Origin of the sequence: Prevotella heparinolytica, from assembly GCF_002998535.1 — a bacterium.
GTDB classification, from domain to species: Bacteria; Bacteroidota; Bacteroidia; order Bacteroidales; family Bacteroidaceae; genus Bacteroides; species Bacteroides heparinolyticus.
The window spans coordinates 3,566,111-3,584,402 of record NZ_CP027234.1 but is presented as its reverse complement, the minus strand read 5'-3'; the positions used below and the strand labels follow the sequence as shown (position 1 = coordinate 3,584,402).

11 protein-coding genes and 1 pseudogene are annotated in these 18,292 nt (G+C 47.0%); all 12 read right to left on the bottom strand.

The annotated features are described in order from the left end of the window. Nucleotides 1–3 precede the first annotated feature (3 nt). The 12 genes and pseudogenes from C3V43_RS14590 to C3V43_RS14535 all read right to left on the bottom strand — a co-directional run bounded on the left by C3V43_RS14590 (nt 4) and on the right by C3V43_RS14535 (nt 18,277). A complete protein-coding gene (locus C3V43_RS14590; protein WP_106070359.1) occupies nt 4–1,377 on the bottom strand; it encodes an MFS transporter in 1,374 nt (457 codons plus the stop codon). Nucleotides 1,378–1,509: 132 nt separating this feature from the next. Further along, nucleotides 1,510–2,688 (bottom strand): glycoside hydrolase family 130 protein, encoded by a 1,179-nt coding sequence (locus C3V43_RS14585; RefSeq protein ID WP_106070358.1) that lies wholly within the window; start codon nt 2,686–2,688, stop codon nt 1,510–1,512. Between the two features lie 49 nt (nt 2,689–2,737). Then, a complete protein-coding gene (locus C3V43_RS14580; RefSeq protein WP_106070631.1) occupies nt 2,738–3,853 on the bottom strand; it encodes a glycoside hydrolase family 26 protein in 1,116 nt (371 codons plus the stop codon). 417 nt (nt 3,854–4,270) lie between these two features. Further along, entirely contained in the window at nt 4,271–5,734 is a 1,464-nt protein-coding gene (locus C3V43_RS14575) for a TolB family protein (protein WP_106070357.1), read from the bottom strand. Nucleotides 5,735–5,741: 7 nt separating this feature from the next. Beyond that, the gene (locus tag C3V43_RS14570) at nt 5,742–7,496 is read right to left on the bottom strand and encodes a DUF6057 family protein (RefSeq protein WP_106070630.1); all 1,755 of its coding nucleotides are present in this window, start codon (nt 7,494–7,496) and stop codon (nt 5,742–5,744) included. A 7-nt stretch (nt 7,497–7,503) separates the two neighbouring features. After that, nucleotides 7,504–8,112 carry a DUF4369 domain-containing protein gene (locus C3V43_RS14565; protein WP_235655863.1) on the bottom strand — a complete coding sequence of 203 codons (609 nt, stop codon included), beginning with the start codon at nt 8,110–8,112 and terminating at the stop codon, nt 7,504–7,506. A gap of 10 nt (nt 8,113–8,122) precedes the next feature. After that, nucleotides 8,123–9,244: a Rid family hydrolase gene (locus C3V43_RS14560; protein ID WP_106070356.1), complete on the bottom strand. Its 1,122-nt coding sequence runs from the start codon at nt 9,242–9,244 to the stop codon at nt 8,123–8,125. Nucleotides 9,245–10,060: 816 nt separating this feature from the next. Beyond that, entirely contained in the window at nt 10,061–10,897 is an 837-nt protein-coding gene (locus C3V43_RS14555) for a hypothetical protein (RefSeq protein WP_106070355.1), read from the bottom strand. A gap of 40 nt (nt 10,898–10,937) precedes the next feature. After that, the gene (locus tag C3V43_RS14550) at nt 10,938–12,725 is read right to left on the bottom strand and encodes a RagB/SusD family nutrient uptake outer membrane protein (protein ID WP_106070354.1); all 1,788 of its coding nucleotides are present in this window, start codon (nt 12,723–12,725) and stop codon (nt 10,938–10,940) included. Nucleotides 12,726–12,737: 12 nt separating this feature from the next. Further along, nucleotides 12,738–15,983, bottom strand: a complete 3,246-nt coding sequence (locus C3V43_RS14545; protein WP_106070353.1) for a SusC/RagA family TonB-linked outer membrane protein — start codon at nt 15,981–15,983, stop codon at nt 12,738–12,740. Between the two features lie 411 nt (nt 15,984–16,394). Next, nucleotides 16,395–16,853: pseudogene (locus C3V43_RS14540) on the bottom strand (cellulase family glycosylhydrolase); the annotation flags it as partial. Nucleotides 16,854–16,900: 47 nt separating this feature from the next. After that, nucleotides 16,901–18,277 carry a glycoside hydrolase 5 family protein gene (locus tag C3V43_RS14535; RefSeq protein ID WP_394336144.1) on the bottom strand — a complete coding sequence of 459 codons (1,377 nt, stop codon included), beginning with the start codon at nt 18,275–18,277 and terminating at the stop codon, nt 16,901–16,903. Nucleotides 18,278–18,292 lie beyond the last annotated feature (15 nt).

Sequence of the window (18,292 nt, the reverse complement as noted above, 5' to 3'; positions counted from 1 at the left end):
CATTTATTTTCTTCTTTCTTTCAATTCGGCATTAATGGCCGCCATCCGGGTGTTGTTCAGCGGATAGATGAACATCACCAATGTGGAGAGTGCCGCAATAGCGGCAGGAACAAAGCTCATCAAATACTTCAGGCCGTCCATAGCTTCGGGAGTCTGCACGGCGTCTTCGGCTGTATTATAACCGAAAAGAGCCAGCAAGGCCATCACCGCCCAACCGGCAAATGCACCTCCGAACTTCTGTGCCATAGAACCTGAAGAGAATATCAGCCCCGTAGATGCCGTACCGTCCTTTTGCTCGGCATAGTCCGCCACATCGGCGTACATACTCCATACAAGCGGAGAGATGATACCGGTACAGATGGATATGAGGACTTGGAAAACCATCATCAACCACCACCCCGCTTCATTGTTCGGAACAAAGAAGAAGAGTATGCTGAACACTACCAAGCCAACCAACGAGAGGATATAGGCGGGTTTCTTGCCAAACTTCATCGAAAGGGGCACAGCCAGCGCCACACCAATCATGTTGCACACCTCGCCCACCATGAGGAACAGTCCGGCATAAAGCATCAGATTGAAGATGCCGAAATCGAGGAAAGCCGTGGCGCTGACATAATCCTTGAAGAAATAGGCAGCAGTGGCGCCACGCACTGTGTTAAAGAGGTTGGAAAGCAAGGCAGCACCGTTCAATATCCACCACGGAGAGTTGCGGAGAAGAGAACCAACATCCTTACTCACAGACTTGGAAGCAACGTTCTTGACGTGCTCGCGCGTCATACTGAAACAGAGCAAAAAGCCCAAGAAGCAGAGCATTGCAATACAAATCATGGCATATTGCCAACTGATGGAATTGCTGTAATTCATTCCCTTAAACCAGTTACACAACGGTTCCCATGCCCCTAACGCAATGAAACTCCCTCCATAGGCAAAGAACATGCGGTAGGAAGAGAAAACCGTTTTCGTATTCGAGTCATCGGTCATTACTCCCAACATAGCTCCATAAGGCACATTGATAGCGGTATATACGGTCATCATCAGGATGTATGTGACATAAGCCCATATCAACTTGCCCGTCGTACCCATATCGGGAGTCGTAAAGAGTAAGATACCCGCCACGGCAAACGGCGCTGCAACCCACAACAGATAAGGGCGATACTTGCCCCACCGCGTTTGAGTACGGTCGGCAATAACACCCATCATCGGGTCCGACACAGCATCCCAAATGCGTGTCACCAGCATGAGCAGTCCCGCATCGGCCAGACTCAATCCAAAGATATTCGAATAGAAGAACGGCAAATAATAGGAGAATATCTTCCAAAACATGGAAGATGACATGTCTCCAAAGCCATAACCGATTTTCTCTTTTAATGTTACCATAGTTTTTTGATGTAAGATATAAGATGTCAGACTTTAGACGTAAAGCATTAGATGAGATATAAGACGTTAGATTTAGACCTCTAAAACTCTGTTCTTTAAAGCCCAGAGGTTCTAACGCCTTATGTCTAAATTCTAACGTCTAATACCTTTCAAAAGATTTTTATCTATAAGTTTCTTCAAAGTCTCTACTGATGCCGATGAAGACAGACCGTCGGCAGGGGTATTCATGCAATAATCCACCAGTCGGTCGATGGTAGAAGTTACCACATGCATCCGGGTATCGGAAGAAGCATAATAGATGAATACCTTTCCATCTTCGTCGGCAATCCATCCGTTGGTGAAAAGCACATTGCTTACGTCACCGATACGTTCCTCACCCTCGGGTACCATAAAAGCACCGGCAGGAGCAGCAATCAGCTTGGTCGGGTCTTCCAAAGATGTCATATACATGTAAAGCACATAACGCAATCCGGCGGCGCAACCGCGAACTCCATGAGCCAGATGCAGCCAACCTTTCGGGGTTTTAATGGGATGCGGACCTTCACCATTTTTCACCTCCTTGACGGTGTGATAGTAACGTTGGTCTATTATCTTTTCCTCCTTTACTTCGGCATGGGTTATATCATCCACCAATGCCCAACCAATGCCTCCACCGCTTCCGGCATCGATGAAGCCATCTTGCGGACGGGTATAAAGAGCATACTTGCCCTGCACAAACTCAGGATGCAACACCACGTTGCGCTGCTGGCTCTTGGTCTTCAGGTCGGGCAACCGTTCCCAGTTTTTCAAGTCCTTGGTGCGGGCAATGGCAGCCGTGGCCGTGGCCGACGACAAATCGCCGGCAGGTGCCTTGTTGTCGTGGCGTTCGGCACAAAAGATACCATAAATCCATCCGTCTTCATGGGCCGTGAGACGCATATCGTAAATATTCGTTGCCGGAATCACGTCTTCGGGCATTGTGACGGGATAGTCCCAGAAACGGAAATTATCAATGCCGTTAGGACTCTCGGCCACAGCGAAGAAAGATTTACGGTCAGCGCCTTCCACACGCACCATCAGCAGATACTTCCCGTTCCACTTGATGGCACCCGAATTCATCGTGGCATTCATGCCGATACGCTCCATCAAATACGGATTGGAAACCTCATCCAAATCATAACGCCAAAACACAGGCGTATGAGCCGCCGTCACTACCGGGTATTCATATCTGGTGAAGATACCATTTCCGCCTTCTATCGCCACATTCTTCCTTGTGATTAACTCTTCATGCTTCTGAAAAAGCTCCTCTACTTTTTTCTTAAAAACATCCATCTCTATTATCAAGTTTATATATTTTTATTCGATTATTTGCCATGGGGCTTCATTGATACAGATTGACATCTGCCGAAAACAGGGTTTTGGGATTGTTGTAAAATTCCACAAAATCTTCGGCCGACGTTTGCCTCGGATAGGGGGCATAATAGTGCGTCGTCTTCTCACGGGCATTACGCCACACCAGTACATAAGCCACCGGATATTTCTCCAATGCAGGGAGCAAGGTTCCCGTCCACCATCTCGCATCGGGAATGCCTTCATACCCTATTTCGGTCACAGCAATCACCTTATCGTGTGCTTTGGCCACTGTGTCTGTAACGGCAAGCGCCCTGTTCAATCCGGCCAAAAACATATCACGGTCAAACTGATATGTATCGAAACCTACGACGTCGATCAGTTCATCTCCCGGATAACGCTTCAGATATTGTGCCGTATCTTCGGGCTCTGCACCCGGAGAGTAGGCATATAGCGCATTGTTCACCCCTTTTGCCCGCAAGCTGTCTGCCGTCATATGCCACAAAGCCTTGTATTCTTCGGGTGTGCATAAGTTTTCTCCCCACCAGAACCAGCTTCCGGTATGTTCATGCCACGGACGGAAAAGAACAGGCACTTTGGTTCCTTCATCTGTTTGCAGCGAATTGAGAAAACTTGCCACCCCATCCAACCAAGCAGCAAATTTCGGGTGATTCTCTCCTCCCGGCAAAACGGATTTTACTACCGTATTATCCGAAACATCCCAGGCATCGCCTCCGGTCTTAGGATTACGCGCATGCCAACTGAGCGAAACCAACCCTCCTCGCCGATATTGGTTGACAATCTCTTGTCTGATTTTTTCAAAGGGAACTTTATCCAGATTGGTTTCATTCCCCAGTTCCAATTCTCCCAAATCAAAACTGATGACGGCCGGATAATCGCCGCACACACTCTTCACATCCGAACGGCCTTCGTCGCCTTCCCAGCCGATGCCGTAGACCGTATCATCATGATGACCGAACATGATGCCTTTTGAAGAAATTTTCTTCAAATTAGCCAGTAATTTCTCTGTTTCGGAAGTACGTGCGGAAGCAGCCTCTTCGTTCATCGCTTGTTTTTTGGAAGAAGGGCTGCAAGCGGCAAACATGCCTGCGGTAAGAAGCATTGCGGCAAATTTAAGTTTTTTCATATCCATGTTTTTCTATCTTGTATTGCAATAGGTATAACATTTGAATCTTTAGTGCAAAGATAACAGATTGCAGTAAGAGAAAATGATACAATTTTATCTCTTTGCTATATTTCCCTGACGAATAATCGATATACAAAACAATGGGGTCTGTATGAAAAGCTTGCCTGCGATTTATATACTCAAGATTTACATCGCTTAAAGTGCAAGGACAGCTTCCTTAAGGTGCGGGCTTACCTTCCCTGAGGTGTGGGCTTATGCCTCCTAAAGTGCGGGCTTACGCCTGCTGACGTGTGGGCTTACGCCTGCTGACGTGTGGGCTTACGCCTGCTGAAGTGCGGGCTTATGCCTGCTGAAGTGTGGGCATATACCTTCCCCGTTGCATGCACACAACTACGCAAGCGTAAAGCACTGAAAATCTTAATGCCTCACTCTTACCGGAACACGCTTTGCAGAAACAATCTCCCGCTCCGCTTTCCGACGTTCCAGCTTCACGGGTTCGCAGGTGAAATCGGGTACATTGTACGAATAGGCCAAGCGGTCATAGTATTCCCACGGATTCTTTTGAGGCAACAAGAAAGGTTTGCTTATCATCCCGTTCTCGTCCATGCTTGCCAGATAAAGGCGGGTATAAAGCCCATCCCCTCTGCGGCTACTGAACACAAACCAGCGCGAATTACTGCTCCAATTATGAAAACTCTCCGTATCATTGCTGTTTACCTCTCTTATCGGGCGCACTGCACCATCTTGCAAATCCAGCAGCCATAGGTCGGCTTCTTTGTGCCAGATTGAAAAGTTACCGTAATCCGACAAGGTAAACATGATATACTTTCCGTCGTACGAAGGTCTTGGGAAAGAGATACTTTTTTTCATTGCCGCCGCATTCACCAGCGTATCCACCTGTTCGCCGAATGTCCCGTCTTCGGGATTAAAACCGATGCTGCACAGGTTGTAGCGTATCTCTTTGTATTCTGCCGGTATCTGTCTGGCCTCCGCAGCACAGAAATAAAGTTTACGTCCATCCGAGGAAAACACGGGAAATGTCTCGAAGACCTCTTTTTTCTGCAACAGAGGAGAACGCAAAAGCTCGTGTGTTTCCGGATGATACACCAGTACGTCCGATGCCAAGTCGAGAACTTCCACACGCTCCTCTTTCACCGTATGAAACGATTGACGCGTATTGTTGACCGAATAAGCGATATACTTCCCGCCGGGATGCCAATAAGGATATACGCACGCCGAAAGCGTAGAGTCCGTTTTCGTATTCAGCATTTCGCGTTTTCCATCAATCTGCATCAAGGTTCCGCCATTCTTTCCGCGAATGTGCAGGCTCAAATAATCGGGATTGGTTTTATTGAAAGCATGGCAATTCAGGCACATCCCGGTTACCATTGTATTCTCCAGCAAAGGACGCTCGTCGAAAGATGAAAGATTGCGCTCGTAAATGCCCATCTTGCTATACACCTCATAGCCCGGCGCCAACTTACGATATACCACTCCATAATCTATCGGATAAGGACTGACATACATAGGGAAAGGGCGGTACTGCCTCCATATTCCTCCTTGCCTGATACATACCGTAAACAAAAGGCTGTCTCCCTTGTTTGCTTCCAAAAGAGCCCGCCATTCGTCTTGCGAGAATGATACTTTTTTACCATCGATATGTATTCTTCCCGATTTCCCTCCGGCCACCGTCACATCCACACGCTCATGCTCTCCACCGATACAATCGAAGTTCATGGGAGCAATGGTTGCAGGGATAGTCACACCGATGTAGTCGGGATAAATGACCGGCCATGCATCCACCTTTTCCGGATTGGTCACCGGGTCACTGCAAGCGGCAAACCACAATATGGTCGTTATGCAAGCAACTACTCTTTTCATCTCCGTTCTATTCCTTTAATAACAAATAATTCCAGTATGTATTGCCGAAACGTGCCTGCAAAAGCTGTCGGGCATTTTGTTGGGAAGTATATATGCGCGCAAAGTCGGTTACGCGCTGTATCACTCCGGGCGAGATGCTCCAAGGCATCCCTTGGAAGTTTTTGTGTGTCTGCGTCCATACATATACCAACGCTTCTTGGTAGCTGCGGGGAATATGCTCATAACCGGCATCCCTGCCCAGAGGATAATATTTCATGAACCGTTCCAAATCGCGCTGTTGCAACACGTATGCCAGCATATACTCAAAAGCCATCCGGTTACGATGATTCTGTTGATACAACAGTCCCAACATAACGTCTATCTCCCGGTTACTGAACAAAAAGTCTTCCGTATATCGTATCTGCCTCAGCCAGCCCCATTCTTTATGAGCATTGATTCTCTCTTCATTATAAAGGTAGGTCATGGCATCTTCCGCCCACTCTCTATAAAAGAGCGTTTTTCTCAATGCCCGCAAATATTTGGCAGCAACCTCATACTGCCCGTTAATCAGGTTCGTTTCCGCCAAGCGCTTGTAGCAACGCCCGCTCTTATTGAAGTTGGGTATCGCTTCCATTGCTTCGAAAGCATGACGTTGAGCCGTATTGATCATTCCTAAATGATAATATGCCTCACCGGTGGGCAATGGAGAAGTGAAGTCACGTTGAAATTCCGGCAACAGCCCTTCCGTACCGTTCTGGTAGAACTCAAACATACGGTCTCCCATCTGTCCGGTCTTTGCCAAAGCAAGATTCAGGCAGGTTACGGCAAAAGGCGAGGTAGGCGATTTCTTTTCAGCCGTCTCTACAACCTTCCGCCACTGTTTGTTACGCACCAGCTGGTCGTATCTCATCGCTTCTTCCTTGTCCATATCACAACCGGCGGCAACAAAGTAACAGCCGAACAAAGCCACCAATACCGACTGCACCCCGCCATATAACATCCGTTTCTTCGGCACAGGGAGAGCAGCCAATAGGAAAGGCATAAGAACCAGTAGAAAGGCAAGGCCTATCCCCACCCAAGGTATGACAGCCGGAAAACGGTAATAACCGATACCTGTCATCAATCGGGATATGGGGTACTGTGCCCAGATACTTGCCAACAACGGACAAGCCACTCCCCACAATCCAATTCCCGGAATCACACCCATACCGATCCGGAGATGCCTGTTTTCAGAGTTCGGACAGAGCTCACGCATCATCACCCAACTCATAAAGATGAAATGAACCGCCCCGGCTGCCCAATAGAGCAATGGAAGAACTACCAGAACATAAGCTATGCGCCCCTTCCTACCTTTCAAACGAGCATATGAATAGCATGCAACCAACGTAAGCAATAAAGCCACCACAAATGAGAGCATCACATTTTCGTCACCCATGAAATGCCACAAAACAACAACGGGCAAGAAGCTGAGCGGATAATAGACATCGGCCGTTCCTTGTTCCTTTGCCAATGCCCAAACCAAGCGCTGCAACAGCACATACAAAAAAGCCAGAATACAGGCACCTGCCTCTATATAATAATAGAACTGCGTCAAATATTCGGCGACATAGTCGGCCGGTCCGCCCGGCACAGCCATCCGTTCCTGCCAATAATCCATATCGAACAAGAAGAGCTGAAACTGCTCCTGATAGGAAAGGTGGGCAGGATAAACGTATCGCCAGAAAAGAAATACCATCGCACCGAAAAGGATCGACAGTCCGATCTTCCAGATACTTGCTGCCATATATTTTTTACCGAAGACTTTCATCCAATCGTTTTTGTTGCTCTTCCGTCAAGGTACTTCGTAAAAAGTTTTGCATGAATCTCCCCAACGTATTGTTTCCTTGTTCCTCCAAGAAGAGGAAATTCATCTCCCGTTCCTGTTCCCTTAAACTATCACAGCGCCGTACCATTTGTAACGAATCTTCTCCGGTAGCTGTCGGCAGCCTCTTCCGAATAAGACGATAGTCCATTTGCATCTTTTCCCTCTCTTCCTTCCATCTTTGCAGTGCATCGTTCTGCGGAGTCCCCGCCACAGAACCGAGTGTATCAGCCGTCACGTATATCGTACCCGGTTCTGTCACTACCAATAACTCTTGTATGTCGATACGCAAAAGAGGCCGTACGCGCAATACCTTCATTTCCTCTCCTTGTCCGGAGAAGGAGAAAGAGGCGTTGGCTATTTTTACGGAGTCTACCCGTCCCGGAGCATTCTCCATAGGTACGAGATATATCCATTCGCCATCGTACTTCACCGAGGGCAATGTACCTTCAATCACATAGCCATGTTTGGTATTTCCACAACCGGCTCCTAACAGGCATCCTATACACAAAAGAAATCGGAAACACAGTTTCATCATATCATCCGGATTAAAGTTCTCTTACCGCCATACATTCCATCTCGACCAGCCATCCCGGACGGCAGACGGGAGCCAGCGTAATCATTCTCGGCACATTAGGGAAACGCATGTCGAACATTTCTTTTACCACGGTATAATCGGCCATATCGCGCAGATAAACAATGATATGCCCCAAATCCTCAAAGGAACAACCGGCCTCTTTCAACAAAGCTTCCACATTTTCCCACATCCGCTGCGTCTGCCGACGAACATCACCGGCATGCATTATTTCTCCACGGTTGTTAATGCTTGCCGTGCCGGAAATGAGCACCAACCTGCGGCCTTCATAATCCACAGCCGTGCCTCGTTCAAAGCTGACCCCATATTCGTAAGTGGGGCTGAGGTGGGTACGGGCATACAAATACTTGATTTGTCCGGGCTTCAACCCCTCTATGGCAAAAGCATCGAGCATCACCAATATTTTCGGGTCGGCATGCCGCCCGCCGATACCGGTGCTGGCAATGTAGTGTGTCTTTTCCGTCAGGTTCTGAGTAGCGAATACTTCATTGCGCGCCTTGACCACGCCGGCATAGTTGCAATCTACATTCTGCACAAATATCCAAGTACGCAAGCAGTTATCAGCCAAAGAACAACCTTGTTCCATCAACTGCATGACATAATCATTGAACAGCAACCGCGTCTGATATTCCGAATTGGCTGCACGGTTAAAGCTGCCTCCCATCCATAGTTGACGGTATGCTCCGTGCCTTACTTCATAAAGTCCGTTCGACAACACTTTGGTCTGCACATTGGTTTGCAGATACGCCCACAAAGCAATTTTAGTTCCCCCCAACGGCGGTTGCTCCACCACAGACAGGGCGCAATCGGAGGTTTCCGCCATAGTAGCGAGCAACAGTTCCGACTGATTGGCAGTGTCGCTCAAGAAGAATCTTTTGAATACGGCTATGGCACCGGGCAACTCATTCTTCACTAAAACAGCATACGTATCCAGCACAGCATTCATCTGCTCGCAATAAGTCTGCTTCGGCTCGATGGCATGTATCATCACGTGATATTCTGTCACTCCGCCATCTACAACAAATGCAGATACTTCGGCTCTACCGGAAGGATAAGTGTATGAGGTATATTTCATATAGTTGATTCAATGTTATTTACCTACAAATATAGCCAATTATTACTGCCTGCTAAAACTTTTTCCGGATATTCACGGGACATTCTACTTTTTCTTCAATGCATCACGGCGTTTAAATGCGTCCAAGTAAGCCGATAAGCCCACAACTTCACTTTTCAGCCCTGCTGCTCTTTTATTCCCGAATGTCTGTTCGCACGGCACGAATATCTGTTCGCACGGTGCGAATGTTTATCCGCAGGTTGCGTTTTTATGTTCGCACGGCGCGAACAGAGATTGATTCAAGTTGCAAACAAGTTTACTGCTTGCCTCGCGCAGTTTTTTTCTTTGATTCCAACAACTTTATTCCTTATATCCAACGCATCAATCCATATAGGGGTCGCTGAGACTTAAAAGTGCATAGGCTCGGTATTTGCAGTATCTGTCGACAAGCATCGTGAACTGGATTACGAAACAGTAGGTTCTCCAAGATGCCCATCTCTCGGCTACCGGATTAATTCAGATTTATCATGGGAGGTTGGCGCTTACTTTTATAATAAAGAATGGCTGCATCTATTCACTGGCTTTGCAGGGACTGTCGGCATACGTTTGAAAATTTAGCATACACCAATAATAGCCAATATTCCATAAAGAGAAGAAAATTCCGGAAAAGAAGTGAAAAGGTGAATCTCACGACTCACCCTTTCCTGTTTTAACCATAAAAAACTTGTATCATTCGATTTTTCTTCTGCAAACGCCAAGTGCCACGAACGACCATAGGACGAGTGTAACAACAAGTGCTTGCACAGAAATAGTCCGATTGACAATTCCCTCTTCTGACTACTTTCTCTTGAAGTTCCAGAACCAAGCAGTTCCCCAATCTCCGGCTCCCGGCTCGCCGGCACAAAGCCTGAGATGTTCGCCATCGGCTTTCAGTATCTGATAAACATACTGGGGAGTGTTTCCATGGTTTACCATAATCCCCATCAAAGGATAAGTGCCGCTGAAAGTCATGGTACCTTTGTCCCAACCGGCCTTAATCACGTCCTCACTCACTTTGACGGAACCTTTGTCGCCACGGCTCATCTCTACTCCGGTCAGGCTGATCTTCATCCATCCGTCCTTGCCGTCTTTGGGTAAACCTTTACCTGCGGCCTGTTCATCAATGTCTTTCAACTGAACAACCCACCAGCTGGGGCCGCTATTTTGCAGATAACCGCCATTACCCCATACACCATCGCCGGCAGTATCATCCCATACCCATGTATGGGTGGTAAACCCGCCGTTTCCATCGCCAAAGATGTCATTAAAGATGGCCGGCAGGTCGGTAAATTCCTTCACATTGATGCTTTTCGTTTCGGATTTCGTAATGGAGCCGTCCTGATTCATCGTAGTGATATAGAAATCAAGGCTGCGCGCAGGAGGCACAATCTGGCAAGTAGGTGCAGTGCCCATAGCCACACAGATATCGGTGCTCGCATCGTAAACCTTTACATAACGGGTGGGAGAAACATTGAACGTCAAGTTGTTATTCCCCTCGCTCTTGGCAGAGATAGTAAATGAATTAGTTAATTCTTCAGCGGTTATATTGCTGTTCTTTCCTATCTCGTCCACTATCGGGTCGCAGGCAGCAAAGAACAAAGACAACAACGGAGCTGCAAATAATATCTTTTTCATATCGTAAATTGCTTATTAAGATTAAACATTCGGTCGGGTTCTATTTCCATCCGGTGTACTCGCTATCGGCACCCGTCCAACCCTCATTCTGCACAACGCTTCCGATGGCAACTTGGCTTTCGGGCATCTTTTGGAAACCGGCCGTAGCCTTATAACGAACCGCATATCCTCCATTGTGGGCCGTATTCTTATCGGGCTGACCGCAATAATAAACCGGCTGATTATCTTGTTTGGAAAGTGCCTCGGCTGCAATATGCCAACGACGGATATCATTCCAACGAATACCTTCGAGAGCCAATTCCCAACGACGTTCGTTCTGCAAGGCCTCGAGCGAGTAAGAAGCAATGGGGGCGAGTCCGGCCCGTGCACGCACGCGATTGATGCCCGCCACATCCTCTTTCAGCTCGCTCTGCATCAACAATACATCGGCAAAGCGAATCAAAACCAAGTCATGGATGTTGTTAAGCTGCATATTGTTGGCTCCTTGAGTCCATCCCGAAGCACCATACATCAGATTCTCAAAGCAGCACACATACGGATTGTCTTTTACCGGAATCAAATTCTCCTGCGAACCATCGTTTATAGCAGAAATCGGCGACCACTTCTTAGAATAATAGTCGGTTTCCTGCACGAAGTCTGCCCAACCGCCCTTTACATAAGTGGTGCTTTTCGACCAATCCACAATAGTGGCTTCGCGACGGATATCTTTCTCATCACGGTCGGCACTTTTCCAGTCGTTCACCAAATTGGGAGCCACAGGGCCTGCCCCCCAACCTTGCCCGAAGGGGAAAGTCTTATCATAAGACTGACCACCGCGCACACCCATGTGCAGAGCAACACCGTTGCCATAACCGATGGTAGTTTGCCAGTCGGCCAACTTATTGAACTTGATGGCGAACATCGATTCGGGATTAGCGGCATTATCGTCCTCTGCCCATTTCAGACCTTTCCCCTTGGTATAATTATAATCTTCCACCGTATAGCGGTTGGTATAAGCCCAGAGGTTGCGGAAATCGGATACAAGTTCATAACCGGAGTTGTTCACACAATCGTCTACATAGGCTATAACGTTCTCTTTGGTCAGCGTCGTGCCATCGGGCAATGCCACCGAAGTAAGCGGTTTGTAAGTAGTGCTGGTCAAAGCGGCCATATCAGTTCCGTTGCCGTACATACCGGTGTAGAATAAGAAAATACGAGCCATCAAAGCCTCTGCCGTGTACTTGTCTACGTGCCCGTCAGTCTTACGTGTGGCAGACATCATCTCAACGGCATCACGCAAATCCTGCAACATCTGTCCGTAAAGCACCGCCACATCACCTTGTGTCACCAGTTCGCCTGAAGGAACAGTCATCAAAGGCACATTGCCATACATGCTTGCCAAATCGAAGTGATAGTAAGCGCGCAGGAAGAGGGCCTCACCCAGGAATTGCTTCTTTATCTCTTCATCCATAGCCGTGTTCGGCAAAGCAGTAATCAATGTGTTAGCCCGGTTAATACCTTCATAACGCAACACCCAGAAATTGTTAGTCATGTCGGCATTATAGTTCGTAATCAAGTCCATGGCCTGCATCAGTTTATCATTGGTTCCGCCACCGCCAAGCGCATCGTCGCTGGCCAGTTGCGCATAGTATATAAATGACTCCTGCGGATACGCATGCGTGGCATTCAAGTTTTGATAGACACCTGCCAAGGCTGCAATACCGTCGGCTTCGGACACGGGGAAGTTCTCTGTGGAAAGCTCACCCATATTCTCCACATTGTCGATGTCGCAAGAGGCCAATCCAAGTGCAACACAAGCCGAAGCGAATAAGTAGGTTATATTTTTCATATATAATCAGTTTTAGAATTTAACATTAACACCAAACATATAGGTACGAGGAGTAGGATAGTTGCCTACATCGACACCGGTCAGCCAAGGTTCTTTGCTGCTAAGAGCACGGCCGTTCTCCGGATCCATTCCCTTATAGCCGGTAATGGTGAAGAGGTTTTGCGCTGCAGCATACACCCGTAACTGCTGGAACGGACAATTCTTCCAAATACGCTTAAAGTCGTAACCCAAAGTCAGATTTTGCAATCGGAAGTAGTCTGCATTTTCCACGTAAATGTCAGAAATAGACTGCCAATTCACGCCTTCATTCATACGGGCCAGCAAAGGATATCTATTTGAAGTACCCTCGCCATTCCAATACTGATAAACCTCGGTGGTGTAATTTTCTTGTTCGCCGTCGGTGAACTTACGATAAGAACGGGCCACTTGTTGTCCCAATGCAGCGAAACTTGTCACAGAGAGGTCGAAGCCCTTGTATCCGAAGTTAAGGCTGAGTCCCATCGTCACATCGGGATGAGGATTACCCAAATCGGTCTTGTCGTCGGCATTGATAACACCGTCTCCATTCACATCCACAAATTTCAGGTCACCGGGTTTCAGCGTATTACCTTGCAGCGAGTTGGCAGCGTTTTTATCTTTCAATCCTGCTACGTATGCAGCCAAATCTTCTTGATTCTGAATAACACCGTCGGTCTTATAACCCCAGAAGTAACCTATGGGATGTCCTTCCTCGAAGCGTGCCATATAGCCGGTTCCTTGCGCAAGATTGTCAAGCCCTCCATTGTTATACTTGCGGGTACTATTTACTTTGGTCACCTCATTCTGGTTGTAGGCAATGTTCCAGTTTATACCATAAGTAAAGTCTTTACCCACATGGTCATTCCAGTTAAGAGCAAGTTCTACACCACGGTTGCGAACCGTACCTGCGTTTTTCAGCTGTTCCGAGAATCCGGTAGTGGGTGTTACGGGAACCAGCAGTAACAAATCTTTAGTGGTCTTTTGATACCAATCGAAAGTAACGCCCAAACGACTGTTCAAGAAACGGGCGTCGAGGCCCATATTAATCTGTTCGGAAGTTTCCCAAGTTATATCGGCATTGGCCAAACGAGTAGGAGCGGCACCCGAAGTATAACCATCCTTATTATTTCCGAACGAGTAATTGGTCTTTGCATTGTAACCGAATGTTGCCTGATAAGCAAAGTTATCAACAGCATTCTTATTACCGTTTTGTCCCCATCCGGCACGAATCTTCAGGAAATTGAGCCAGTCTTGTGCTTTTTCCATAAACTTTTCGTTCGAAACCACCCATCCGGCAGAGAATGAGGGGAAGTAGCCCCAACGCTTGCCCGGTGCGAAGATTGAAGAACCATCGGCACGGATAATGGCACTGAACATATAGGTTTCGTTGAAGTTGTAGTTCAAACGGCCAAAGTAAGACATGCCGCGAGAGTCACCATACGGACTTCCCGATACGGTAGCCAATGCCGTATTGTTCTTCATGAAACTCATATAGGCGTGTTTCAAGTCACCAAATACCGAATTAGTAGCCGTAGCATTCAATGAGAATCCGTAGTTGGGACGCGATTCGCCGTATTCGGTCCCGGCCAATACATCAAAATCGTGTCTGCCTACATTGAACTTATAATTCAATGTATTGGTGGTGCTCCATCCCCAACCTTGTCCTATCTGGTTGGTGGCTTGGTCGATGGAACGACTGTCGCCTTGATCATTCAGCTTGTAAGCGGGAAGATAGCTGCGCCATGACCATGAGCTTTGATTGTAGTTTAACTGACCGCGATAGGTCAACCCTTTGACGGGTTGTATTTCCAACCAACCGCTAACGTTAAGTCCGTAGCTGATACTTTTATTATTGGCACTTTGTCCGTTCATCATCGAAGCAATAGGATTGGTTGTGTAAGAATTAAAATTAAACCAGCCTTCCTTACCCGATTTCTTCAAATCCTCATAACCGAAGTATGCACCGTCTTTGTTATAAATAGGAATCAATGGGTTGGCCCGCAACATATTCGACAACATATTTCCATATTGATTTCCGTTGTCAAGGCCTTGTCTTTGAGAGTGCTGATAGTAAAGATTCTGACCGATCTTCACTACATCGAGCCCCGCATCGTTACGGTAAATTACATGCTCGGCATTCATGCGCAAAGTGAAACGACGATAATCGGATTTCGCCATATTGCCAAATACACCATCTTGATATTGATAACCCACACCGGAAGAAAACTTAGTGCGATCGGTACCGGAAGTGATATTCAGTGAATGGCTGGTGGTAACGGCATTCTTGTTGCGAATAGCCTCAACCCAATTCGTTCCCTCGTTCGCACCACTTTGATAAGCAGCCAACAAGTCGGCATCTACAAACCGAGACCAATCGTGCGCATCCACGCCACTATTGAAACGAACCAAGTTCTGTATCTCCATATACTGTTTGGCATTCAGCATATCAGGCAACTTATAGACATTTTGCCAACCGATATTACCATCGTAGCTTACCTGAATTTTGCCTTCTTTGCCCTGTTTGGTTGTCACCAAGATTACGCCATTGGCGGCGGCAGAACCATAAATGGCACACGAAGCGGCATCCTTCAACACGTCTATACGCTCAATGTCGGCAGGGTTCAGGTTATTGATATCGCCTCCCACGCCATCGATGATATAAAGGGGTTTGGTATCGCTATTCGTACCGGCACCACGAATGGTTACTTTAAAACCATCACCCGGCTGACCGGAAACAGCTTGAATATTCACACCGGGAGACTGGCTCTGCAAAGCCCCCAAAGCCTGAGTCGTATTCAATTTTGCAATATCCTCTCCTTTCACTTCAACCGTAGCACCCGTCACCAGCTTCTTTTTCTGTACGCCGTAACCCACCACGACTACCTCGTCCAACAATTCGGAATCTTCTTTCAACCGGATATCGAAGTTAGCCTGATTACCTACCACTATTTCTTGTGATTGATAACCGATAAAAGAAACGACAATAACAGCTCCCGGCTGAACATTCAATGTAAACTTGCCGTCAATATCCGTAATAACACCATTAGTCGTACCTTTTTCCAAAACATTGGCACCGATAACCGGCCCCATTGCATCTGTTACAGTACCTGTGATTTTTTTCGCTTGCTGCACAGCTTCGATTACATCAATCGACGCGGCGAAAAGTTGTGGAGTATAGCCGAATCCCAAAGTCGAACATACCCCTACGAGCAGCGCTGTTTTTCTGAAATTAAAATTCATACTTGTATCTTTCTTAGTTAATGAATTGGCGTTGCCACATCGGCAACAAATGTTTTTATATAAGGTTAAACTATTCTTGAGAAATAAATAGTCCTTATTAAATAAGGCTGGTGAATATTTATTATTCCTTTCTCATAGGCATTTTTCATTTTGTTAATGGTTCGTTAAACAGTATATGATGAGTTTTATTTCACTTTCCTTCGCGAATACAAATGTAAATTTTCAGCCTGAGACAAACAGACATTATTTTATCACATAATGATACTTCTTTAACATCCGTTATTATTTCACTTTCAGAAACGCCCCATCCGGCACTTTACACAAAGCGGTTATAGCCGAAACCCGTCTTTTCAAAGCAAGTTTTTGGCAATAGAGCAAAAGAATGATTGATTTAGCGTGAACGGGCAAGCGTCATTTCTTCAGTTCATCACGCACCATACGTCCCCACTCTTTCAAATCTCTCTCTTCCCAGCTTCCTTCCGAAGAGGCCGTAGGATAGAGCATGGAACAAGTTTCATCTTTATCGGAAACAGACCACGCCACCCAGCTGATGGAATGCCGTTGCATCCAATCCAACCAATTCCGCCATTCTTCAGGATTTAGAGGGCCATCTCCGCTGGCTTCCATACCCGCACATTCGGAAACGAAAACGGGAAGCCCCTCGGACATGGCATAATCAGCTCTGTCGCGTAGCCATTGCCCATGGGTGTTGGCATAAAAATGAAGTGTGTACATGATGTTCTTGTATCCGGTGATAGGGTCGTCCGCAGCCAGATGTATATCTTGATCCCAATGCGGACTACCCACAAGAATAACCGCCTCAGGCTCTATGGCACGAATTGCCTTGATGACTTCAATGGAATATTCCTTATCCTATAAAGAGCATCAGCCAGCATACCGCCACGACAATTATCCAACTATTTTTCATTGTATTTCAATTTTTGGTTTTCCTCTTTGATTATTTCAATAGTACTATCCGTAGCAAAAACAGAGTTCAGCCCTTGCTCCTCTTGTGCCGGATCACCGGTATAATCATCTCCTTTTTCCCAAAACACATGTCCGGGATTCTGTTCGGCAAAACCTCCCCATGCCCAGAAGTTGCATCCGGCAAACAGGCCGCCGCTTTCACGGTCTTGACGGATGAGGTCGAACACGTAACGATAATACTCGTCACGTGCCGTAGTCGGCACTTCTTTAGAGAACCGGAAACCGTCACGCGGAAAGCCGAATTCCTCAAGCACTATCGGTTTATGGAGTTTTCGGGCGACAGTCATGTGTTCGTCTATGTATTTCTTGGTATTTTCTTTGGCACGCGGAAGAAGTTCCGCCAGACTGTCCGCCTTCACCCATCCCCAATTATACGGCCAGATGTGAATATTAAGATAATCAATATTGGAGTCCGCATGGATTTTTCCGAAAAGCGCGATGTCGTTCTCGCATCCCCAAGCGCCTTCACTGCCCGAAGACACCATGTGGTTCGGATCGAGCGACTTGATTTGTGCAGCCACATCGGCCATCCAATGCGCAAAAGTTTCTTTGTTTTCCTCGGCAAAAGCGCGAGGCTCGTTGCCAATCTGCCAAGACATGATGGTGGGATCATCCACATATCTTATCTGATTATACCTATTTGTTCTTGTCACAATATACTTGACGTGATTGGCAAACAAGGCCTTCGCACTGTCCGACTGCGGAAACTGCTTTACATATTCCATATAGGCGGGCCATCCATCTATGGCAGGCACCACGGCATCTCCGTGCCCCGTCCACTGCAGGTAAACGGAATAACCTCCGCTCCATTCCCACGAATTGTTCAAATAAAGAACGGCTGTCATGTCGCGTTTGCGCAATTCATTCATGAAATAATCCAGTCCGGCTAAAACAGTATCGTTGTAGACGCCGGGAGCTGTTTGCAAAGAGGGTTCTACCCGTGTCTTCACGCCGTTTTCACCATCGGCTCCCACCAATACGCGGAGGTTGTCCACGCCGATGCTTTTCAAGAAATCCAGTTCTTTGTGCAAACGCTCTCGATTTCCGCCTTCGCCTTCCGAGCCAAGAATGGCACCGTACCAGAAGTTGGCACCAATGAAATAATAGGGCTTTCCGTTGCGGACAAACTGTCCATCGGGACTGACCGTAATAAACGAATGTTCCGTATGTCGGGGAGTACACGAGAACAACAGGAGAAAGAGAAAAGACAAAGCTCCTCCTACCCCTCGTCTCTTTCTTCTCTCACAGAGAAAAGAATGAATGCTGTCTTGATTAGTTATCTTCTTCATGCGATTATTTTTATTCATATACACTTTCTATTG

Bases quoted from the DNA above. Each gene is read 5' to 3' on its own strand.
- C3V43_RS14565 (WP_235655863.1), bottom strand. From the start codon at position 8,112: ATGATGAAACTGTGTTTCCGATTTCTTTTGTGTATAGGATGCCTGTTA.
- C3V43_RS14550 (WP_106070354.1), bottom strand. From the start codon at position 12,725: ATGAAAAATATAACCTACTTATTCGCTTCGGCTTGTGTTGCACTTGGA.
- C3V43_RS14570 (WP_106070630.1), bottom strand. From the start codon at position 7,496: ATGGCAGCAAGTATCTGGAAGATCGGACTGTCGATCCTTTTCGGTGCG.
- C3V43_RS14575 (WP_106070357.1), bottom strand. From the start codon at position 5,734: ATGAAAAGAGTAGTTGCTTGCATAACGACCATATTGTGGTTTGCCGCT.
- C3V43_RS14560 (WP_106070356.1), bottom strand. From the start codon at position 9,244: ATGAAATATACCTCATACACTTATCCTTCCGGTAGAGCCGAAGTATCT.
- C3V43_RS14590 (WP_106070359.1), bottom strand. From the start codon at position 1,377: ATGGTAACATTAAAAGAGAAAATCGGTTATGGCTTTGGAGACATGTCA.
- C3V43_RS14535 (WP_394336144.1), bottom strand. From the start codon at position 18,277: ATGAATAAAAATAATCGCATGAAGAAGATAACTAATCAAGACAGCATT.
- C3V43_RS14545 (WP_106070353.1), bottom strand. From the start codon at position 15,983: ATGAATTTTAATTTCAGAAAAACAGCGCTGCTCGTAGGGGTATGTTCG.
- C3V43_RS14580 (WP_106070631.1), bottom strand. From the start codon at position 3,853: ATGAAAAAACTTAAATTTGCCGCAATGCTTCTTACCGCAGGCATGTTT.
- C3V43_RS14555 (WP_106070355.1), bottom strand. From the start codon at position 10,897: ATGAAAAAGATATTATTTGCAGCTCCGTTGTTGTCTTTGTTCTTTGCT.
- C3V43_RS14585 (WP_106070358.1), bottom strand. From the start codon at position 2,688: ATGGATGTTTTTAAGAAAAAAGTAGAGGAGCTTTTTCAGAAGCATGAA.